The sequence below is a fragment of the Ruoffia sp. FAM 20857 genome (assembly GCF_045528645.1).
In the GTDB taxonomy this organism is placed as follows: domain Bacteria; phylum Bacillota; class Bacilli; order Lactobacillales; family Aerococcaceae; genus Ruoffia; species Ruoffia halotolerans.
The window spans coordinates 12,456-35,069 of sequence record NZ_JBGQRB010000004.1; the positions used below are offsets into that span (position 1 = coordinate 12,456).

At 38.9% G+C, this 22,614-nt stretch carries 18 protein-coding genes, 1 pseudogene and 1 riboswitch; of the genes and pseudogenes, 15 read left to right on the top strand and 4 right to left on the bottom strand.

Translation table 11 applies throughout. The annotated features are described in order from the left end of the window. Positions 1 to 346 precede the first annotated feature (346 nt). The 7 genes from ACEN4N_RS01705 to ACEN4N_RS01735 all read left to right on the top strand — a co-directional run bounded on the left by ACEN4N_RS01705 (position 347) and on the right by ACEN4N_RS01735 (position 8,954). On the top strand, positions 347 to 1,969 hold the full coding sequence (locus tag ACEN4N_RS01705) for a peptide ABC transporter substrate-binding protein (protein ID WP_407090924.1): 1,623 nt from the start codon (positions 347 to 349) through the stop codon (positions 1,967 to 1,969). A gap of 30 nt (positions 1,970 to 1,999) precedes the next feature. After that, positions 2,000 to 3,370: a M20/M25/M40 family metallo-hydrolase gene (locus ACEN4N_RS01710; protein WP_407090923.1), complete on the top strand. Its 1,371-nt coding sequence runs from the start codon at positions 2,000 to 2,002 to the stop codon at positions 3,368 to 3,370. Positions 3,371 to 3,754: 384 nt separating this feature from the next. After that, on the top strand, positions 3,755 to 4,432 hold the full coding sequence (locus ACEN4N_RS01715) for a response regulator transcription factor (RefSeq protein ID WP_407090927.1): 678 nt from the start codon (positions 3,755 to 3,757) through the stop codon (positions 4,430 to 4,432). Between the two features lie 95 nt (positions 4,433 to 4,527). Next, entirely contained in the window at positions 4,528 to 5,325 is a 798-nt protein-coding gene (locus ACEN4N_RS01720; protein WP_407093570.1) for a sensor histidine kinase, read from the top strand. A 119-nt stretch (positions 5,326 to 5,444) separates the two neighbouring features. Further along, positions 5,445 to 6,194 carry an ABC transporter ATP-binding protein gene (locus ACEN4N_RS01725; protein WP_407090604.1) on the top strand — a complete coding sequence of 250 codons (750 nt, stop codon included), beginning with the start codon at positions 5,445 to 5,447 and terminating at the stop codon, positions 6,192 to 6,194. 1 nt (position 6,195) lies between these two features. Beyond that, on the top strand, positions 6,196 to 8,220 hold the full coding sequence (locus ACEN4N_RS01730; RefSeq protein WP_407090605.1) for an FtsX-like permease family protein: 2,025 nt from the start codon (positions 6,196 to 6,198) through the stop codon (positions 8,218 to 8,220). 83 nt (positions 8,221 to 8,303) lie between these two features. Next, a complete protein-coding gene (locus tag ACEN4N_RS01735; protein WP_407090606.1) occupies positions 8,304 to 8,954 on the top strand; it encodes an endonuclease III domain-containing protein in 651 nt (216 codons plus the stop codon). A 41-nt stretch (positions 8,955 to 8,995) separates the two neighbouring features. Here ACEN4N_RS01735 and ACEN4N_RS01740 read toward each other — a convergent pair. Beyond that, a pseudogene (locus ACEN4N_RS01740) lies at positions 8,996 to 9,504 on the bottom strand (macro domain-containing protein). Between the two features lie 214 nt (positions 9,505 to 9,718). Between ACEN4N_RS01740 and ACEN4N_RS01745 the strand changes: the two are divergent. From ACEN4N_RS01745 to ACEN4N_RS01760, 4 genes are all read left to right on the top strand, one after another. Next, entirely contained in the window at positions 9,719 to 10,750 is a 1,032-nt protein-coding gene (locus ACEN4N_RS01745) for a hypothetical protein (protein WP_407090607.1), read from the top strand. An 81-nt stretch (positions 10,751 to 10,831) separates the two neighbouring features. After that, a complete protein-coding gene (locus ACEN4N_RS01750; RefSeq protein WP_407090608.1) occupies positions 10,832 to 12,070 on the top strand; it encodes an AI-2E family transporter in 1,239 nt (412 codons plus the stop codon). 219 nt (positions 12,071 to 12,289) lie between these two features. Then, positions 12,290 to 12,757 (top strand): CtsR family transcriptional regulator, encoded by a 468-nt coding sequence (locus ACEN4N_RS01755; protein ID WP_197103169.1) that lies wholly within the window; start codon positions 12,290 to 12,292, stop codon positions 12,755 to 12,757. A 12-nt stretch (positions 12,758 to 12,769) separates the two neighbouring features. Continuing rightward, a complete protein-coding gene (locus tag ACEN4N_RS01760) occupies positions 12,770 to 15,250 on the top strand; it encodes an ATP-dependent Clp protease ATP-binding subunit (RefSeq protein ID WP_407090609.1) in 2,481 nt (826 codons plus the stop codon). 363 nt (positions 15,251 to 15,613) lie between these two features. Here ACEN4N_RS01760 and ACEN4N_RS01765 read toward each other — a convergent pair whose 3' ends face one another. After that, positions 15,614 to 16,555: an AEC family transporter gene (locus ACEN4N_RS01765; protein ID WP_407090610.1), complete on the bottom strand. Its 942-nt coding sequence runs from the start codon at positions 16,553 to 16,555 to the stop codon at positions 15,614 to 15,616. A gap of 143 nt (positions 16,556 to 16,698) precedes the next feature. Continuing rightward, positions 16,699 to 16,847: riboswitch (adenosylcobalamin (AdoCbl) riboswitch) on the top strand. Between the two features lie 92 nt (positions 16,848 to 16,939). Here ACEN4N_RS01765 and ACEN4N_RS01770 point away from each other — a divergent pair. Then, positions 16,940 to 17,344 (top strand): DUF4430 domain-containing protein, encoded by a 405-nt coding sequence (locus tag ACEN4N_RS01770; protein WP_407090611.1) that lies wholly within the window; start codon positions 16,940 to 16,942, stop codon positions 17,342 to 17,344. Continuing rightward, positions 17,341 to 17,877 carry an ECF transporter S component gene (locus ACEN4N_RS01775; RefSeq protein WP_407090612.1) on the top strand — a complete coding sequence of 179 codons (537 nt, stop codon included), beginning with the start codon at positions 17,341 to 17,343 and terminating at the stop codon, positions 17,875 to 17,877. The genes ACEN4N_RS01770 and ACEN4N_RS01775 overlap by 4 nt, the downstream gene beginning before the upstream one ends. A 70-nt stretch (positions 17,878 to 17,947) precedes the next feature. Here the strand turns inward: ACEN4N_RS01775 and ACEN4N_RS01780 are convergent, their stop codons facing one another. After that, positions 17,948 to 18,538 (bottom strand): cob(I)yrinic acid a,c-diamide adenosyltransferase, encoded by a 591-nt coding sequence (locus ACEN4N_RS01780; RefSeq protein ID WP_407093571.1) that lies wholly within the window; start codon positions 18,536 to 18,538, stop codon positions 17,948 to 17,950. A 14-nt stretch (positions 18,539 to 18,552) separates the two neighbouring features. Continuing rightward, on the bottom strand, positions 18,553 to 21,150 hold the full coding sequence (locus tag ACEN4N_RS01785; protein ID WP_407093572.1) for a vitamin B12-dependent ribonucleotide reductase: 2,598 nt from the start codon (positions 21,148 to 21,150) through the stop codon (positions 18,553 to 18,555). Between the two features lie 364 nt (positions 21,151 to 21,514). Between ACEN4N_RS01785 and ACEN4N_RS01790 the strand changes: the two genes are divergently transcribed. Together ACEN4N_RS01790 and tadA are read left to right on the top strand one after the other, a co-directional pair. Next, on the top strand, positions 21,515 to 21,868 hold the full coding sequence (locus ACEN4N_RS01790) for a hypothetical protein (RefSeq protein ID WP_138405535.1): 354 nt from the start codon (positions 21,515 to 21,517) through the stop codon (positions 21,866 to 21,868). 133 nt (positions 21,869 to 22,001) lie between these two features. After that, entirely contained in the window at positions 22,002 to 22,517 is a 516-nt protein-coding gene (gene tadA, locus ACEN4N_RS01795; protein ID WP_171031393.1) for a tRNA adenosine(34) deaminase TadA, read from the top strand. Positions 22,518 to 22,614 lie beyond the last annotated feature (97 nt).

Consider the following 22,614-nt stretch of genomic DNA (forward strand, 5'->3'; position numbering starts at 1 on the left):
TAAGGCAATTTTGTTTCAACCTAAATTAGTTAATTAAAAATAAATGAGATAAAAAGGTTGTTTTCTAATTAATCATCATTTATACTAGTTACAAATAAAGCGAAGGAGCCTACTCATGAATAATCTAAACTCATTACAATTAAATAGCTTATTATTAGACGCAGCATTATTACTCAGGTTCTATGTGGTGTGCTAATTAAGCATGTAGCCGCATAGGACGAAAATCTTATGCGGGAATATTAAGTTTAGATAACATGGGACGCTGTGTTGTATCTTTGAACCTGCTAAGATTTTCGTCATTCTTAGCAGGTTTTTTGTTTTTATAAATTTTAGGAGGATACAACATATGAAACATATTAAAAAAATTATTGTGATGATGATTGTCGCAGTAATTGGATTTCAAGTTTACAATCAATTTACCTCAAATGTTACAGGAGAAGCCCAGGAAGATAAAGTTTTGAACTTATCCGTTGCTTCAGATCCAGTTATGGATCCAGCTTTTGTAACAGATTCTTATTCCATGCCAATGATTAAGAACATTTTGGAAGGTTTGACTCGTCCAACGAATGACGGTGAGATCGTACCGGCAATGGCAGAATCATGGGATGTGAGTGAAGACGGTAAGACGTATACATTCCATCTTCGTGAAGGGATTCAGTGGACTAATGGGGATCCGGTAACGGCGAACGACTTTGAATATGCATGGAAACGAATCATTAACCCTGAGACGGCAGCAGCGAATGCGTCTAAGATGTTCATTATCGAAGGGGCAGAAGCTTACTTTATGGGTGAAGGGTCCGAAGAAGATGTGAAGGTCAATGCCGTGGATGAGGAGACATTTGAAGTGACATTGACTGAACCTGCACCATACTTTATTGAATTAACGGCGCGTCAAACAACGATGATGCCGGTACATCAAGCGACCGTTGAAGAAAACCCTTCTTGGGCAACGGAAGCTGGTGAGCAGTTTGTATCGAATGGGCCATTTAACTTTGTTGAGTGGAATCATAACGGGGACTATACGCTAAAGAAGAACGAAGGCTATTGGGATGTTGATAATGTTGATTTAGATGGGGTTTATGTACGTATTATTGAAGATTCAATGACAGCGAACATGAGTTTTGAAAGTGGTGAATTGGACTTTATTGGTATTCCGTTCAATACCATTCCTGCTGATGCGATTGATAGTTATCGTGCGAATGGTGACTTGGATGTGACTGAGATCGGTGCAACCTATATGTACAAGATGAATACAACGGATGAGATTATGTCGAATGTCAATATTCGTCGTGCCTTGTCACTAGCGATTAACCGTCAAGAATTGATTGATAATGTCGTAAAAGGAGAGCAAACGCCAGCTAAAGGTGGCATTGCACCAACTGTTGCTGGCTTTGAAGAAGACCGTGGATACTTTGAAGATGCAGATTATGATATAGCGCGTGACTACTTAGCTCAAGGTATGGAAGAGTTGGGTTATGATGATACGGCCGCTATGCCCATTGTTATTCAAACGAACGATAATGATTCACATTTGGCAGTAGCGCAATTTATACAAAGTGAGTGGGAACGTGAACTAGGTGTTCAAGCAACGATTGAAACAGCTGAGATTAATGTTCATTTTGAAAGTATGAATCAATTGAATTACCAAATCGGACGCATCGGACCAACCGTTGACTTTAACTCAGCTTATGCTTTTCTAGAACATTACTATTCAGCAGATACAGGCCAGAACAGAACGGGTTGGGAGAATGCCGAGTATCAAGAAATTCTCGATAAAGTATTGTTTGAAGAAGATGAAGCTGTGCAACATGAGATGTATATAGAAGCAGAACGCATTCTAATGGATGAGATGCCATTTATTCCAATCTACTACTACAGTAACCCGCAAGTTAAGAGTGAGCGTATGAATAACTTGTTCGTAGATGGTATGGTTGATGTACAATTGAAGGAAGTTACAATAACTGAATAGTCAAGACATATAGAAAGGTGAGTAATAATTATGACAGTAGATTATAAAGCAATCGCAAAAGATTACGCAGACAAATATATGGAGGACTTATTTACGTACTTGCGCTATGAGACCGTCTCAGCGCAAGGTCGTGAAATTCCTGAGACTGCCAATTTTGTTAGAGATACTATTATTGAAGCTGGTGGTGAGAGTGAAATTCTAGGAGATCTAGGGGGGCATCCTGTCGTTTACGGCTATTTCAAAGCCGGCGCTAATGGCAATAGTGACAAGACATTACTATTCTACAACCATTACGACGTTCAACCAGAAGATCCAATTGATGAATGGAAGACAAATCCTTTTGAACCAACGGTTGTTGATGGCAAAATTGTTGCTCGTGGTGTGTCTGACAATAAGGCGAACTTTATGTCGCGGATTGTCGCGGTTAAGGCCATTCAAGATACTGAAGGCGGCTTACCTTGTAATGTAAAGTTCTTTGTTGAAGGTGAGGAAGAGATTGGAAGTCCTAATATTGACAAGTATTTAGAGAATTATGCAGATAAGTTCAGCGCAGATGCCTGTATTTGGGAATCGGGCAGTAAAGATAGCGAAGAGCGAATGGTAATTAGTGCGGGGGTTAAAGGGATTGCCTACTTCGAAGCATCCGTTGTCAGTGCGGATATTGATATTCACTCTTCACAAGCTGCGGTGATTGATAATGGGGCTTGGCGTTTAGTCCATGCTTTAGCAACTTTGCGTGATGCGGATAATAATATTACGGTTGATGGATTCAAAGAAATGCGCACAGAACCAACCGACGTTGAGAAGGCGAGTGTTGCAGCATTTCCTTATAATGAAGCCGCAACGATAGATACTTATGGATTAAAGCAGCCTTTAATTACGGATGGCTTAGATTATTCTGCCCAAGAGGCATTAATTCTTTATCCAACGATGACAATTAGTGGCTTGTTATCAGGTTATACGGGTCAAGGGACGAAGACGGTCCTACCACGTAAAGCGATGGCGAAAATTGATGTGCGACTTGTTCCAGGCTATGAACCTAAAACGGTTTATGATGTGTTGCGCAAGCACTTTGATAATCATGGCTTTAAAGATGTTGACTTGGAGTTATTAACTGGAGTGAAGCCATTTAGAACGGATATATCCGATCCATTCACAGAACAAGTGATAAACTCTGCCAAAGAAGTTTACGGAGAAGAGAATGTCATCTTAGAATTAAATTCTGCAGGAACAGGGCCGATGTATGGGTTCGGAAAATACCTAAATGTACCTATCTTAGGTGCTGGAACAGGTTGGGTCGAGTCTGGCGCACATGCACCAAATGAGAATATTCGGGTTGAAGATTACTATCAAGGTGTAGAGCATATTATTCAGTTGTTACATACATTTGGTGGGGAATAATATGGGGGACTTGGATTCGCCAGCTTGTTTGCTTGAACTGGTGAATCCAAGCCAACTTCGCTAGCTCACACTCTTGAACTGGCGAATCCAGACCAACTTCGCTAGCTTACACTCTTGAACTGGCGAATCCAGACCAACTTCGGTAGCTCACACTTCTGAACTGGTGAATCCACATACCACCACCCCCAAAAACACGAAGTCCTCCATAACTTCGTGTTTTTTCGTGTCCCCACTCGCCTACACCTGCCCGCCTCCTTCTTGAGTCCAATGTGTACACATTAAGATTTGTGGTATTATTTGTATAAGAAACTCAGAACAAGTTAACACTGGCAAAGTTTATCAAATGCCGATTTATATAGAAAGAGGTGGAGACAATTGAAGGTTATGATTATTGAGGATGATTTAATAATTGCGCGCGAGTTGGGCAAGGTTTTAGAACGCTGGCAATTCGAGGTGGATATTGTTGAGAATTTTGAACATATAATAGAAGCTTTTAGAAAAAGTCAACCTCACTTAATCCTCCTAGACGTGAATCTACCATATTATAACGGCTATTATTGGTGTGGCGAAATACGTAAAGAATCAGACGTGCCAATTATTTTCATCTCGTCTGTATCAGATCGCATGGATATGATTATGGCAATGCAGATGGGCGCCGACGATTACATTCCCAAACCCATCGACACCCAATTTACCGTCAGCAAAATTCAAGCACTCTTACGTCGCACCTATGATTTCTCTGTCCAGTCCGATGCTTTCGAATACGAAGGTGCCATTCTAGATGTGGCTAAATCACGCATCACCTACAAGAACGCCGAGGCAAGCTTAACCTTTACAGAATTACAAATACTGACAGCTTTATTCCAGCACAAGGGCGAGTATGTAAGCCGGGAAGCAATTCTAGATTACTGCTGGCAGAATAATCAATTCATCGATGACAACACTTTAGCAGTAAACATGACCCGTATCCGGAAGAAACTGCGAGCCATCCAATTAGATTCGTTCATTGAGACCAAGAAAAATTACGGCTACCGATTAAATGCAGAAGGTGAGTCCTTATGATGGGACGCTTTCTTAATCAGAATTGGGGCCTGCTATCAGTGTTTATATTACTGCATCTTGTCATTTGGTTTGTATTTCTACTCTTCTCGCTCCCCATGGATGTATTTTGGGTATTATTTTGGAATTTAACAATTATCATGTCAGTATTTTTAGGCTATCAAATCCTCTCATTTAGAGAAGAGGTGCGCCTCGAAACTAAGGTAGAGCAACTTCAAGAGGAACTCATTGACCTGCAAGACGCCAGTGTTATGAGACAAAACGAATTAGAAGAATACTTTATTATGTGGGTGCACCAGATGAAGACGCCGATTACAGCCAGCCAACTAATACTTAAAAATCCTGACGACGCAACCATACGCAATTTAAGACAGGAAATGGTCTCCATTGAAAATTATACAAATATGGCGTTAAATTATTTAAAACTCTCGAACCCCGCGACAGACATGGTTTTCTCAGAACGAAAACTGGATGATATTATCACCCCACTCATTAGAAAATACAGTCTGCAATTCATTCAACATGGGATTCGACTGCATTACCAACCAATTGAAGCTGAGGTCGTCACTGAAGCGAATTTAACGAGTCTAATGATTGAACAAATTTTAAATAATGCACTAAAATACGCGAAACAAAAGGAAATCTGGATTTCTTATGATTCCCAAAACGCCACCTTAACAATTAAAGATAGTGGTAGAGGAATAAAAGCAGAGGATCTGCCAAAGATTTTTGATAAGGGGTATTCAGGCTTTAATGGACAGTTGAATCAAAAGTCGAGTGGCTTAGGCTTGTACTTAGTTGAGCTCGTTGCCAGACGCTTGACTCAACCAGTTTCCGTGGAGTCGACATTTGGTCAGGAGACACAATTTACGATCCAATTTAATCAAACGTCCTAATCTTTCAAAAGTGTAAGGTTAGGCTCCTTTTTTGTAATGTTAGTTAAAGGCTAGATGTCACGCGGTCGCATATACTTATAACAGAGATTAGCGAATAGACAAAATAATGGAGGAAAATCATGTTATTAGATGTAAAAAATGTAAAAAAAGTATATAAGACACGAGGCAACCAAACGACAGCCTTGCAACAAATTGATTTTGGTGTAAACGAAGGTGAGTTTGTGGCAATTATGGGGGAATCAGGTTCAGGGAAATCAACTTTACTGAATATTATCGCCACTTTTGATAAACCATCTCAAGGAACCGTTCATTTAAAAGGGACAAATATTGCGAATATTAAGAAAAATAAAGTGGCTGAATTTAGACGTGAGCAGCTAGGCTTCGTCTTTCAAGACTTTAACGTATTAGATACTTTCTCAAATAAAGACAATATATTACTACCGATGGTGTTATCAAATGCCAATATTAATGAAATGGAGCGCCGCCTCGCTGAGATTGCGCCAATATTAGGAATTCAAGATTTATTAGAAAAATACCCCTACGAAATCTCAGGAGGACAACGCCAACGCGTTGCCATTGCAAGAGCAATTATTACTAATCCACCTTTATTACTGGCAGATGAGCCTACAGGAGCACTTGATTCAAAATCGTCTGAGCAAATATTAGGCTTATTCAATGAATTAAATCACTTAGGAAATACGATTTTAATGGTGACACACTCAATTCAAGCAGCGTCTTACGCCAATCGCGTTCTATTTATTAAAGATGGGGTCGTATATCACGAGTTATACCGCGGACAGGAAACGAATCAAAACTTTAATGAGCGTATTTCACAAAGTTTAACCATGCTTGCGGATCGAGGTGTGTAAGATGCCACTTTCATTATTAACTAAATTGACTGTTCAAGGAATAGTCAAACGCCGGACCGTTTACTTTCCATATTTTCTTGCGTTAGTCTTAATAATGTCCTTAGATTTTATTATGATTTCATTGATTACCAATGAGTATGTGCAGTCACGACATGCCACATTGCCAACAATCATCCTGATGGGTGTGTTCTTTACGTCCTTACTGGCAGTTATTTTCATTCTGTATGCCAATAATTTTATTCAAAGACAACGGCGAATGGAGTTTGCCTTATATACCGTTTTAGGTTTAGAAGACAAGCATATCCGAAGCGTCATCCTCTTTGAACAACTATTAACTTGGGTGATTGGTAGCCTTGCATCCATTGGGGTTGGTTATGCTTTAGGAAATGTGATGTTTATCGTCTTAAACAGATTAATTCAAGATACTGGTGCTGACTTAATGGATTATCCATTTAGTCCTTTAGCGGCGATTGGAACAATCATTATTATTGGTGGTATCACATTTATTATCTTCTTAATTAATAGTATCCGCTTGGCGAGATTGAACCCATCTGAATTATTAAGCCAAACGCATGCGGGAGAAGCTGAACCGAAATCTCGTTGGTTCATCCTTTTGATTGGTTTAATCACTTTAGTCGCCGGTTATTATGTAGCACTGACAACGACAGATGTTTTAGACGCGCTGTTAAAAGTGTTCATAGCGATCTTCCTAGTGATTATCGGAACTTACGCGCTCTTAACAAGTTTAAGTATTATTTTCTTAAAACGAATGAAAAGGAATAAAAAATATTATTACCAGCCGACACATTTTCTATCGATATCAGGGATGTTATATCGTATGAAAGCGAACGCGACAAGCTTAGCTGGAATTGCGGTCTTATGTACAGGGATTGTGTTAACTCTCGGAACGACTTTAACTCTTTATATAGGTATGGAAGATCAAGTGGAGCAAATGTCGACACATGATATTGAATTGCGGTACATGCAATACGCCGATGGCGCGAGTCCGGAAAATGCGGAAGTAGCTTTAACAAATATCATGGAAGAATTACAAACGCACGGTGATATTAAAGATGTGAGTCTATCTCGAAGTGCCTTTGTCACGGCTATTTATCAAAACAAATCTTTCCAACCAATGCCAGCTCCTAGTGAAACAACTGAGGGTGAGGAACTCTTACCAACTGATTTTGCCTACATCATTGGCGTTCCTTTAGAGGATTTTAACCAGCTCAATGGAGAAAATATTCACCTAGAGCCAGATGAAGTGTTGTTTACAACGACAACTGCAAATATTCAACAAGAACAAGATGATACACTACAATTTGCTGACAAGGAATATCAGGTTCAACAAATCAGTTCTAGTTACATGCCTTTAAACTACATCGGACAAATTGCTTATGTCGTGTTTCCAACCATAGAAGAGGTCGAAAGTTTACTATCAACCTTCCCGAATTATATCAGTACGGGAGAGCGTTCTGAAGCACTATTAGAACAGACGATGGTGTTCAATGCCGTTGATGATTCTGCTCGTGAAAGTATTGAAGCAGCGATCTCAACCGATACAATCTTTGATCAAGGGGACTTGGGTGTAGTTCGAGTCGTAACAAGAACAACAACCTCGCAAGAATTATATACGATGAATGGGGGCTTATTATTCTTAGGAATTATCGTCGGAACAGTTCTAATTATTGGAACGGTCTTAATGTTATACTTTAAACAAGTATCTGAAGGTTACCAAGACCAAGGTAAATTCCAAATTATGCGAAAAGTTGGCTTGCCTGATCATTTAATTAAACAAACGATTCGATCACAAATCTTTTGGATTTTTGCACTGCCAATTATGATCGCAGTCATTCATTCGCTCTTTGCATCAAAAATAATGTTTAATTTACTAGGGCTATTAGCCGTCAATAACATAACAACCTTTATGATCGGTTATGGATCAGTTTTAGCCATCTTTGTTGTCGTTTACTTACTGTTCTACCTCATTACTTCACAAGTCTATTATCGAATTATACATCAATAAAATGACACCCAAACCTAAGTATTCTGCTTAGTGTTTGGGTGTTTATTTGATACAATCATTTTGAAAGTGAGGCGAGCGCGCACATGAAGACAATTGATCAATATGAATTATTTAAGCTTTTACTCAATGACATGGGTGAAACAGGGTGGTGGCCAGCTGACTCAAAAGTTGAGATTATCATTGGCGCCATCATGATACAAAATACCAATGCAGCGAACGCAAAACGTGCGGTTAACAATATCGGAAGCGCCACGCAATTTAACCCACAAGCCATCTTAAATTTACCTTTAGAAACATTAGAAGACTTAGTTCGACCCGCCGGCTTCTTTAAAAATAAAAGTAAAGCGGTCCATTCGGTATTAAATTGGTTTCAAGAGCACGATAACAATCTAGAAGCAATTACAGAAAAATATGAAATTAATTTGCGCCAAGAGTTATTAAAATTACATGGAGTTGGCGATGAGACAGCAGATGTCCTTTTACTTTATGTCTTTGAACAACCGGTGTTTGTCTCGGATAAATACGCTCAAAAACTATATACAGAATTAGGTGTATCAGGGATGGATAACTACAGGGCGATGCGAAAGATAGTCTCTTTAGATAAGCAGTTTACAACATGGGAAGCTAAAGAGTTTCATGGGTTAATTGATGAGTTTGGAAAAATATACTTACGTGGAAAGGGAAATTTTGAAGCGAGCTTTTTAGCCGGCTATCAGTTAAAAATCGAAGAATAATAAACTCCAGCCTCAATCTAGCTTGAAGCGGGAGTTTCTTGTTAAGCATTCTTAAGCGCGACATCGTATGCTTTCTTAGTGTCTGAATCAAATGGCATCCAAATAATTAAATCAAACGCATCTGGGTGTTCGTTCATCACTTCTTTAACTGTCGAAATTGCAATCTCTGCAGCTAGATTCACAGGGAAGTGATAAACACCCGTTGAAATTGAAGGAAAAGCGACTTTGCGAATACCATGTTCCATGGCTAGTAGTAAAGATTGTCGGTAACAACTTTCTAACAAATTCGCTTCGTTAGAGTAACCACCATTCTAGACAGGGCCAACGGTGTGAATAATATGTTCGACGGGGAGATGGTAAGCTTGAGAAATTTTTGCTTCGCCTGTTTGACAACCGCCAAGTGTTCGAGTTTCTTCTAAAAGTTTTGGCCGGCCGCGCGATGAATCGCACCATCGACACCACCTCTGCCCAGAAGGCTATGGTTGGCAGCATTAACAATCGCATCTACTTGATCGACTTGAGTAATATCACCGAGCATTGTTTCAATCATTTTACTCACCTCTTTGCTATAGTATAACACGGATTTGACAGGCTTAAACTATCATTTAATCGAAACAATATTATGCCTTATGCATATATATATTGTTGCAATATTCAATAAACAGAATGAAGGTAGTTGCTGTATTCAAGCTGTTATAATTGACCTTGTCATCTAAATGTAATATGATTATTTATGTAATAATTATGAAGTAGGAGTGAAGAAGATGAAGAAATATATATTAGATGGAATTAATGAAAAAGCGGGTAATAACATGTCTTGGCGTGCGATTTTCGCTGGAGTTGTAACGTTCGTGGCGATTAGTATTTTATTCTCCCTAATTGGAGCAGCGGTTGGCTTTGGCGTACCTGATTTTACAAGCCAAAACCCATTAGATGGTGTCGGGATTGGTTTAGTTATTTGGATCATTATCGCATTAATCGTATCGCTAGCAGTCGCTGGTTATGTAACAGGGATTACAGCTAATCGAGCGGGTTTTATCCATGGTTTCTTAACTTGGGCAGTCAGTGTCATTGTGATGTTTACTTTAATGACATCCGCAGTTGGTATGGCATTTAATTCTTTAGGAACAGTTTTAGGCTATACGGGACAAGCTGCAGGAGATGCAATCTCAGGAACAGCTGATACTGTTGGATCATTATCTCAAGAGGCATTTGATTCAATCGCTCAAGAAATCAATGTTGATTCACAAGATTTAGAACAAACTGTGACAGATGTATTAGAAGATACTGAAATTGAACAATTACAACCTGATTACTTAGATAATCAAGTTCAAGCGACAATGGATGATGTATCCACAGCAGGTTATAATATTGTTGTTAATGGACAAGATCCACAACAAGAGATTGAGAACGTAACTAGCAATATCCAAGGTCGTATTGACGAAATCGGTCAAGAATTAGATGAAGATGCTTTAACTGAAGCAATCTCAAATAATACTGATTTATCTGAACAAGAAGCAGAAGAAGCAGTAACGAATATCCAAGAAGCTTATGGACAAGCAAGTCAAGAAGCTGAACAAGCATTGAATGATGCACAAACAGCAGTTGAAGACTTACAAGTACAAGCTGAACAAGCTTTTGCTGAAAGTGCACAAGTTGCTGAAGATGTCTCTAACCAAACATCTAAATACTCATTGTATATCTTTGTTGGACTTTTAGTAGCGATGTTTATTACAGCTTTTGCTGGACATGCTGGTGCTAAAACAGCAAGCGAAACACATAATAATGCTGTCTAATAAAGACTAGAAACAATAAACAAATTTAATTGACTACACCTCTCTCTTAGCCTATTCTATAACTAAGAGAGAGGTGTTTTTTTGAATCATTTTAAACTTGAGAAGCAATTTATAGCAAAGATATTATTTATTGCGGTTATTATTTTAATTATTTTCAATTGGTCACAAGTAGCAAGTGCCTTTGGAGTTGTTTGGCAAGTTGCTTTCCCAGTTGTCTTAGGGGGAATGATGGCTTACGTTTTGAACTTACTCATGAACCAGTTTGAGAAAAGATTGTATCCCAATACGGATAAAAAATGGTTGCAACACACTCGCCGTCCGCTGGCGATTGTACTTTCAATTTTAGTCATTACTTTAGTCGTTGCGGGAATCATTGGTTTAGTTGTTCCGCAACTTGTAACGGCTGTTATTACTTTAGTTGAGGCTGTACCAACAGTGACAGATTCCTTACAAACTTGGGTTGAAGAGCAACAGCATCTTATTCCGATGTTTAATGATTTAATAGAACAAGTGGACTTTAATTGGAGTAGTGTGATGTCTAGTTTTGCTGAGATTGGAAACCGACTGCTTCGAGGTGTAGCGGAGTCTTCTGTATCACTTTTATCTAGTTCAGCTTCAGCTGTGACAACCTTTGTATTGTCAGTGATGTTTGCCCTTTATATTTTAGTGTCGAAAGAAAAGCTGGGTAAAAATTTCAATGATATCCTGATTTCATATTTGAGTGATGAGCAAGTAAGAATTGTTAAGAACATCTTGAATGTGACTGACGATGTCTTTTCCAACTATATTACAGGAACGGTCATTGAGGCTTTTATTCTAGGCTTCATCGTATCGCTTGGACTTTGGGCCATCCAAATGCCATATGCAGCCATGCTCGGAGCCTTGCAAGGAGCTTTAGCGTTTATTCCTTTAGTAGGTGCCTTTCTAGCCGGCTTTGTTGGTGTGATTATTCAATTTGCCGTATCGCCAATTAATGCATTAATCTATCTCATTTTCGTTATTGTTGTTCAACAACTCGAAGGAGATTTGATCTATCCGCGTGTGGTCGGTGATTCAATCGGCCTTCCAGGTATGTGGGTCTTAGCAGCGGTAACTGTCGGTGGGGGCTTGTTCGGAATTTCAGGGATTTTACTTGGGGTACCGGTCTTTGCAACAATCTATAAACTATTTAGTTTGGATATAAGCTACCGTAAACAGATTCGGGAAGAAGCCAAAGAGCGTTCTCTAATGAATGAATATGAAGAAGAAGGCTTAAGATTGAAACCCTTTGAAGCCCTCCGTCATAAAATATTGACACCAGAAGATATTCAAGATATTTAAACAAAATGGAGCCCTGATGTCTATCTAAGATAGATTTAGGGCTCTTTTTCAATTCAAAATGTTGATTTTTTAATAGATATGCTATAATGGTCAAAGAAGGTCAGAAGACACATACTCACTTCATTAAAGTCCTCTTTCCTTAAACTGAATAGTTGTCGAGAAAGTCTTTTTATTATATAATAGTCAAAGATAGTCAATGTTAGTGGAAGGGGGATCATAGTGGCACAAAGAAATATGTCGGATATTATTGAAGCTTATTTAAAAAGCTTTTTGAAAAATAGTGAAAGAATTGAAATCAAACGAAGTGATATTGCAGAACAATTTGATTGTGTACCTTCACAGATTAACTATGTTATTAATACACGCTTTACTCAAGAACATGGCTATATGGTAGAAAGTAAACGAGGTGGTGGGGGCTATATACGGATTCTAAAAGTTGAGTTAGTTGATGAAATCGACGCCCTTGACGATATGATCCAAATGATAGGACCGCGTATAAATCACCGCAGTGCAATCAATATTATTGAAACATTAGTCAACCATAGTATAATGACAGAACGAGAAGGCGCATTAATACTATCAGTGATTGATAAAGCATTACTACAAACAATCTCGTTACATGAACAAGAAGCAAGAGCTTTGATTCTGTCGAAGTTTTTAGAACAATTACGAATTACATATAAATAAAGAGGTGAAAGTATGTTTGAAGAATTATTTACTGAAAGTGCTCGCCAAGTAATGATTTTTGCTGCTGAGCAAGCGTATTACTTAAGACATCAGGCTGTAGGCACAGAACATATCTTATTAGGTCTAGCTCGTGAAGAGTCAGGTATTGCCGGAAAAGCTTTACGTGGCATGGGTGCAGATTACCAAACGTTACTAACTGAATTAGAAATTATTCACGGTAAAGTGAATGCTCCACGTATGCAAGGGGATATTGTTATTCCATACTCACCACGTGCGAAGAAAATTATTATGAATGCATCGAATGATGCGAAACGTTTAGGTGTGCCAAAAGTTGGAACAGAGCATTTATTACTAGGCATGTTAAAAGAAGAAATTTTAGCAACAGTTCTATTAAAGAACTTAGGTATCGACTTAAATGAATTAAGAAAAACAATCTACGAAATGGTTGGTGTGAACGATTCAACAGGACGCGTTCAAAATAGCCGTCGTGGACGTCAAAAACAACAACAGCAACAAAATGGAGCGACAAGTTCGACAACACCAACTTTAGATTCACTTGCACGTGACTTAACACAATTAGCGCGTGACGGGAAGTTAGATCCAGTGGTTGGACGTGCGAATGAAATCCGTCGTATCATACAAATTGTTAGTCGCCGTTCAAAAAATAACCCCGTATTAGTTGGGGAGCCTGGTGTTGGTAAAACGGCAATCGCCGAAGGTCTAGCAGAACGTATTGTATCTGGTGGAGTGGCTGAAAACATTGCTAACAAACGTTTAATGATGTTAGATATGGGTTCACTTGTTGCGGGAACGAAATACCGTGGTGAATTCGAAGAACGTATGAAGAAAATCATTGAAGAAATTACTGAAGATGGTAATACAATTCTCTTCATTGATGAGTTACATACATTAATTGGGGCAGGATCAGCCGAAGGTGCTGTTGACGCAGCAAACATCCTGAAACCAGCATTAGCTCGTGGAGAAATTCAAATCATTGGTGCAACTACTTTAGATGAATATCAAAAACACATTGAAAAAGATGCAGCCTTAGAACGTCGTTTCTCTAAAGTTCAAATCGATGAGCCAACTCAACAAGAGTCTGTTCAAATTATTCATGGACTTAAAGAACGTTACGAAAAACACCACAATGTAGAAATTACTGATGAAGCGGTCGAAGCAGCGGTTAAATTAAGTACACGTTACTTAACTGAACGTCGCTTACCAGATAAAGCCGTTGATTTAATTGATGAGGCCTCAGCTAAAGTACGTATTGATGCAACGACGCACAGTACAAACTTAAGCGACCTTGAGAAAAAATTAGGCGAATTATCCGATAAAAAAGAAAAAGCTATCTTAGCCCGTGATTTTGACACTGCAGCCAAAATCCGTGAAGAAGAACAAAAAGTTGAAACTCAAATCGAAGCAGCTGCGAAAGCAGAAAGCAAAGATAAGGGTGAAGGTGAAGCAATTCTTAAAGTGAGTCCTGAAGATATCGCAGAAGTAATTACTATTTCAACAGGTATCCCAGTAAAACAATTAGATGCTGCCGAATCAAAACGTCTTGTTCACTTAGAAGAAGAGTTGCATGAACGTGTTATCGGTCAAGATGATGCTGTTGTATCAGTATCTAAAGCGATCCGCCGCGCATACAGTGGCTTGAAGAGTCCTAAACGACCAATTGGGTCATTTATGTTCTTAGGCCCAACTGGGGTAGGTAAGACAGAATTAGCGAAATCTTTAGCTTCATCTATCTTTGGTAGCGAGGACAATATGATCCGTGTGGATATGTCTGAATACATGGAAAAACACAGTGTGTCTCGTTTAGTAGGTTCACCTCCAGGATACGTTGGTTATGATGAAGCAGGTCAATTGACTGAGCAAGTTCGTCAAAAACCTTACAGTGTGATTCTCTTAGATGAGGTTGAAAAAGCCCATCCAGATGTATTTAACATGTTATTACAAGTATTTGATGATGGTCATATGACAGATGGTAAAGGGCGTCGTGTCGACTTCCGTAACACAATTATCATCATGACTTCGAACATGGGAGCAACAGCTCTTCGTGATGACAAATCAGTCGGATTCGGTGCTGTGGACTATACAGATGACTTCAAGGCAATGGAAGCACGCGTTATGGAAGAAGTAAAACGTGGATTCCGTCCAGAATTCATTAACCGTATTGACGAAATTATTGTCTTCCACCCATTATCTAAAGATCAAATTAAAGAGATTGTTAAATTACAAGCGCAAGATATCATCAACCGTCTACATGATCTTGAGATTGAAGCCCGTGTAACAGAGACAGCTCTAGAAATTATTGCTGACGCTGGCTTCGATCCAGAATATGGAGCAAGACCAATCCGTCGCGCAATTCAAAAACAAATAGAAGACGAGTTAAGTGAAATGATGCTAAGTGGAGATATCAAACTAGGTGATAACATCACCATTGGTGGCCGCCAAGGAGCAATCAATATCAATAACCGTTCTAAATAATACAGATGAATCGTGTCGGTGAGAGGAATCTCGCTGACACGATTTTTTTCTGTGACAAGAGCCAAACAGCAAGTCCATTTGTCTTGAGTTAGCTCAACTAAAGGCAAACGGGGAATCCATTTGTCTTGAGTTAGCTCAACTAAAGACGAACGGCGAATCCATTTGTCTTGAGTTAGCTCAACTAAAGCCAAACGGCGAGTCCATTTGTCTTGAGTTAGCTCAACTAAAGACGAACCGCAAGTCCATTTGTCTTGAGTTAGCTCAACTAAAGACGAACCGCAAGTCCATTTGTCTTAAGATCCAAAAAGCATAAAAAACACCAAACTTCAGAAAAGTCTGGTGTTTCCTTGATAGCCCATCGTATTAGAAATAAGCTAAATTCTTTAAAATCATAATAAACACAACAAGCGAGAACATTGAAGCGACCGTTGTGAAGACAACAATTTGGTTTGCTAAATCGCCATCACCGCCGGCGACAACTGCTTGAGCATAACTAGATACAGCCGTTGGTCCAGCCGTCGCGATTAAGACTGATATTAAGTCAGCTCCACGAAAGTCTAATAAACCACCTGCAATAAATAAAGCAATCGTAGGAATAATTACTAATCGTGCAAGAACAGTTCCGTAAAGAGACCAGTCAGCATCCTTTAGTTTACCAAAGTTAAACGTTCCACCCATAACAATGAGTGCAAGCGGCGGCGTCATACGTGTTAAATTTCCCATCGTCGTTTCAATCACATTAGGGAACTTGAATCCTAATACTGCAACAATTACCCCTGCGCAAGTAAAGATAACCATTGGGTTAGTCAATACTTGTTTAATTGTTCGTTTCAATGAGAATTTCTCATCAGTATAAATTGAAAAAGCAATTACAGAGAAGATATTATTTAAAGGCACAATGGTTGCTAGAACAATCGTTACCATCCCTAAATTTTCTTGACCGAGTAAAGCTATTCCCATTGGTAAACCGAATAAAATCGCGTTTGAACGAATCGAACCTTGAAGAATGACCCCTCGTTTTGCATTTGATTTTTCGAAAATAGGTACAATAAAAGCCAAAATAATAAATGCAACAATAGCAAAAATAATGTTAAAAGATAAAGTTAACCCATTAAAATCCGTCGCAATATTCGTATTATAAACATTTGAGAATAAATTCAATGGCAGTAAAATAGAAAAAATCGCTTTATTAAACTGAGCATAAGCGTCTTGTTTAATGAAACCTGCGCGTGTAAAAAACTGACCTAAAGCCATGTAAAGCATCATTGGCATGACTGCATTGAATCCGATCATAAAATTGTCCAATCAATTAACTCCTTCGTCTAAAAATTTGCAATCAAAAAATGCGAATATAAAGATTATAATACTCAATTCATCATTTGACCAATTATTTTTACTGACAATTAACTTGCATTGTCCTTCATTAATAATTATTATAAAGAGAGATAGATACAAATTTAAAGTAGTTTGAATATGGAAGTTCGGTTAAATTCCGAGACGGTCCCGCCACTGTAATCATGCGAAAAGCATGGAGTCAGATCTTTATTCAAGCATACTTATCCGACATACTATTTCGAGGCAAAATAGTGAGTGATATCCGATCCATTCGAATAAACCCATGCTTTTCTCTCCAAATAGTTTGAAGTGAATACTGTCATCTGTCACAAAATCATATGGGAGGCATTTAGAATGAAAAAATGGTTACTATTATTAGCGTCAACTTTAGTATTAGTTGGTTGTGGTGAAACGACACAGACAGAAGAAGTTACTTCAACACCGGTTGAATCAAGTGAACAAGCGGTATTAGCTGAAGTGACTGTATCAGTAACAGTTGATGGAGAAGAAATTGACGAAGGCGAACAAGTTCTAGAAGTTGAAGAAGGTGCGATTCTATTAGATGTGATGAAAGAGCATTATGAACTTGAAGAAGCTGACGGCTTTATCTCTGCAATTAACGGATACGAACAGGATGAAGAGGCAGGGAAATACTGGTTGTTTGACTTAAACGGAGAGATGGCTGAAGTTGGAGCGGCTGAATTAGAGTTATCAGACGGTGACTTAGTCGAGTGGAAACTTGAAGCCTTCGAAGGATGAGTAAGTATTTCACAGTTAAGCGTCTAGCAGTACTGGCCTTACTGACCGCTCTGTGTCATATTGGGCGAATTGCCTTTCAATTTATACCAAATGTACAACCTGTCACAGTGATTTTAATAATTATTACTTTAACGATGGGAACTTTGGATGGACTCCTAGTAGCTATCACTTCGATGGTCATTTCGAATATGCTACTTGGAATGGGTCCTTGGACACTTTATCAAATTATGGCCTATGGCATCATTGTATTACTTACAAGTGCTCTAAAGGCTTTATACAATCGATTAAAGGACCATCAGAGTGCGCGAAGAGTAATCTTTGCGCTGTTCGCTGGAGCGACTGGATTAATTTACGGGTTTGTTATTTCACTATTTTCATCACAAATGTTTGGTGTCGTTAATTTCTGGGTTTATTATGCCCAAGGGATTACATTTGATTTAATGCATGCGGCTGGGAATGTGGCCTTCTTTTTAGTGCTGGAGCCGACACTGGTGCCAATTATTCAAAAACGATTTATAACTTCAAAAGGATAACGAATAGGAAACTTTGCAACTGTAACACATAAAAGAGCCATCAGAAATTTTTCTGATGGCTCTTTTGAAATTATTTTGGTATATCTTTTTTTGTCAATTCAGTATGGAAGACACGTCCGCTTCGTTCATACAAGACGTCTTCGACACCAGCTTGGCTATTAGCCACACGTGCTAGGGCAAAGAAGTAATCAGATAGACGGTTAATAAACTTTAATACGTGCTGATTAATCGTCTGTTCTTGTTGCAAGCTAACAATCCGACGCTCGGCGCGTCTTGTAACGGTGCGTGCAAAGTGAAGTTGAGCAGCGAGTTGTGTTCCACCTGGTAAAATAAATGATTCAACTGTTGGAGGTATCGGTGCATACTCGTCGATGCGGCTTTCTAACCAAGTTACCAGGTCTGCATTCGTACGATATGGATACTTATCATGTTTTTCGGGTGTTGCTAAGTCATTGCCGCAGTCGAATAAATAGTGTTGAATGCGCATGAGCTCTTCTTTCATATCACTAGGCGTTTCTTCTAAAGCAACAATCATCCCGATAATACTGTTTAATTCATCCACCGTTCCGTAAGCCTCGACTTGTTGGCTATCTTTATGAACAGACTTTCCACCGATGATGCGAGTGGTACCGTGATCACCTGTCCGTGTGTAAATTTGCATAAGTATACTCCTTATTATAAACCGCAGCGTAATTGAGCGTTACAGTTAGTACATGTATTACATCCACCAATATCTTGAACGATTCCACTACGACAAATTGGGCAAGTATCTCCGATATCTGAACCAAAGACAACGTCATCTGTATGCCCTTGTGTTTTAACGTGCTCTGACTCAGCTAGGTCAACTAATTGTCTTAATTCGTTACTGTCATCAACGATACGCGCCTCTTCCATTGGGAATAATTCGATATTTTCTGCTTCATTCTCTTCAGCCGCAAGTGTTAATACTTGTGAGTCACGAGACCCGTCCACATAGACCGTTCCACCTTTAGCGCCACCTTTGTATAAGCGTTCGTAAATACTTTGAACTTGGCTGACTTGGTATCCTTTAGGTGCGTTTACAGTCTTAGAAATTGAACTATCAACCCATCTTTGGATCGTTGTTTGAACATCAACGTGTGCTTCTGGCGCAAGTGACATAGCTTCAACGAAGAACTCTGGTAAATTTTCAGCGTCTGCTTCTGGGTGTGCATCAAGATATTCTTGAACAATTTCAGCATTCACTTCGATAAATTTACCAAGTCGTCCACTACGGAAGTATTTGAAAGCAAAGTAAGGTTCTAATCCAGTTGCTACACCAACCATTGTTCCTGTACTTCCAGTTGGAGCAACAGTTAATAAGTGTGAATTACGAATACCGTGTTCTAAGACACCTTCACGGATATGATCCGGCATTTTTTGCATGTAGCCTGTTTGAACGAATTTTTGACGAAGAACTTGAGTTTCTTCATCATTTTCGCCGATTAAGAATGGGAAACTACCTTTTTCTTTTGCTAAAGCAATCGATTCTTCGTAAGCAGATACTGCGATTGTTTTGAATACCTCATCAACAATTTTGTTTCCTTCTTCTGATCCATAAACGTGTTCAGTATAGATGAGTAAGTCAGCTAAGCCCATAACACCTAGACCGATACGACGTTCGCCCAGGGCTTGTTTTTTATTTTCTTCTAGGAAATACGGCGTCGCGTCAATCACGTTATCTTGCATACGTACACCAGTCTTCACTGTTTCAATTAATCGGTCATAATCCATAGTATGTGTGTCTTTATTTACTATATTCGCTAAGTTAACGGCAGCTAAGTTACATACAGAGTATGGTGCTAAGGGTTGTTCACCACATGGGTTTGTCGCGACAACTTTTTGACCGTATGCTTTCGCATTTGTATCATTATTCGCGTTATCGATAAAGAAGATACCGGGTTCAGCTGAATATGTTGCACAAATATTGATTAATTTCCAAAGTTCTTTCGCTTTAATCGTACGGTAATCTCTAATGCCGTATCCTTGGTCAGCCCATTCACGTACATCACCTGAATCAGGCCATTCTGCATTATAAGCAGCCATTTCAGCAGGTGTATAGTTCTCAACATCTGGGAATTTTAATGTCCAGTCGCCGTCTTGTTCAATGGCTTCCATAAAGTCATCAGTTAAAGTAACGGAAATATTCGCTCCTGTTAAGAATTCTGGGTTATTCACGCTATAAGTTCCGCCATCACGTAGTTTAGCTTGAGCGTCTTTGATATTTTGTTCTGAAAAGCCACCTAAACCTGGCATTGTTTTGTAACGAACGATATTTTCGTACATCGTTACTTCAGCTTGGTTTAATGGTGTGAACTTCAGTTTTTCTTTTGCTAATGTTTTAATCTGTTCGTCATCAGTTTGTTCGATTAAATATTGTAGAACGCGTGGGTTTTGCATTTTTGAGATAATAAATTCAATAATATCTGGATGCCAATCAGCTAACATAATCATCTGTGCACCACGACGGCTACCACCTTGTTCCACAAGATGTGTTAGTTGAGCGATGTCATCTAACCAAGAAACTGAACCAGATGACTTACCGTTAACCCCGCGAGCTAGAGTGTTTCTAGGGCGTAGTGTTGAACCGTTCGTTCCGACACCACCACCACGGCTCATAATCTCCATCACTTCTTTACGGTGATCTGAGATACCTTCACGTGAATCTGGAATGAAAGGCATCACATAACAGTTAAAGTAAGTTACATCAGTATTTGTTCCTGCCCCGTAAAGCACACGACCCGCGGGAACAAAATTCATTTCTTTCAATTGTGTATAGTATTGACCATTTAATTCTTCACGTTTAACTGTATCTGTTTCAACATCCGAAAGACCTTTGGCAGTACGCTTTGCAATCTGTTCATAATAAATTTCTAACGGTTTATCAATCGTTTCGATTTTGCGAGTGACAAGTCCGGTCTTTTGTTCAGTTTCATCTTCTAATGAACCACGGTATTCTTCTTCAATCCAAATAAGGACTTCGTTGTTAGCCGTATCAATGGCTTGCACAATCCCAATCCCTCTCGCTGGGTATTTAGGATCTGCTTTAACCGTTAAGATAACGAGGTCTCCAACCGCTAACGTTGATTTAGCCGCATCTTTAAATGAGTAACGATCTAACATAACCATTCTTGAAACCCCGCTGTGCGTAATATTCATATCGCTTGTCATAGGGAAGATTTGTGGAAATGCTTCGATAGCTTTATTTAATTGTTCTTTGTTCCATGTCACATGTTGATGTGTTGTTTGAGTCATATTTATATTACCCCTTTGTGAAAATGTTCCGTTAGCACTATATATTGTGCTGCTACTGTATTCTAACCCAATATATCGTATTTATCCAGAGTAAACTAAGAATCAAATTTTTTTGTTCGCCTTTTGTTCGCGCAAATCTTGCTAGATAAGGGTAAGCGATATTAAATAAATTTTCAACTATAAATTTTAAAATTAAATTTACTACAATAACGTGTTCTAATAGTATCTTACCGCAATATAATATAAAACATTGCGTTATAGCAAGTCGCTTTAATAGGTTGTGATAGCGTTTTATGCTATAATATACTTATCATTGAATATGAAGATGTTATAAATTTATATAGCATAAAAGGAGGAATTTTAAATGAGTAAAAAAAGAAATAATGTGTCACTTGGCTTAGTATTACTTGGTTCAGCTGCAACAGTTGCCGGAATTGCAGCGATGATGTACTACAACGATGACGTGCGTCATAGAGTTGAAGGTGTTGTGAACCGTGAGCGCGCTAAATTATTTGTAAAACATAAATTAAATGGTTCAGATAGTTTAGTAAATGCTGTTGATAACTTAAGTGATTCTGAAGTAAATACAATCGTTAAGTTAGCAAGTGGTGCTGGAAACGTTAAAGACCAAGCATCTGATGCATTCTCTTCAATTATGGATCGTGCAAAAGACATGTCTTCTGACGTGACTGACCGTGTTCAAGAGTATTTTGAATAATCTCTAAAAGAGTTAATAAATCCGAGTGAATCATGTACACTGAAGAGTGAAGTGGTTTGCTCGGTTTTTTGTGTGAAAAATAATTGAAGCTGTGCATAACGAATGAAAAGATATAAATATTACGAGGTGAAATATGTTAGAGGCAATTGAAATGGAAGAAGCGGTGCGATTAGAGCATGAAAAGTGGATGGAAGAAGCGATAAAAGAAGCGCTAGTGGCTAAAGAGAAGGCAGAAGTCCCGATTGGCGCGATTATCGTTAAAGACGGTGAAATTATTGCCAGAGGGCATAATGTCCGTGAGTTGGAGTTAGATGCTACAGGTCATGCAGAAATTAAGGCCATTCAGGCCGCGAATAAAGCGCTTGATGCCTGGCGACTGGAAGGGACAACAATGTATATCACATTAGAACCTTGTCCAATGTGCGCGGGAGCCCTTATCAATTCACGGGTAGAGAATGTAGTATACGGAGCAGTGGATCTAAAAGCTGGTTGTGGTGGAACACTCATGAATCTATTGGAAGACGAGCGGTTTAATCACCAACCTCAAGTGATTAAAGGAGTTTTAGCTGAGGAATGTGGACAACTTTTAACCAATTTCTTTAGAGAATTACGTGAAAATAAGAAAAAAATAAAGTTATCCACAGATTGATGTGCATAACCCCCATAAAAACGGGAACATCTGTTCAAAACTCTCGACTATGCACAGAAAAATGACTTATCAACAGACTTATGCACAGACTGAGCTG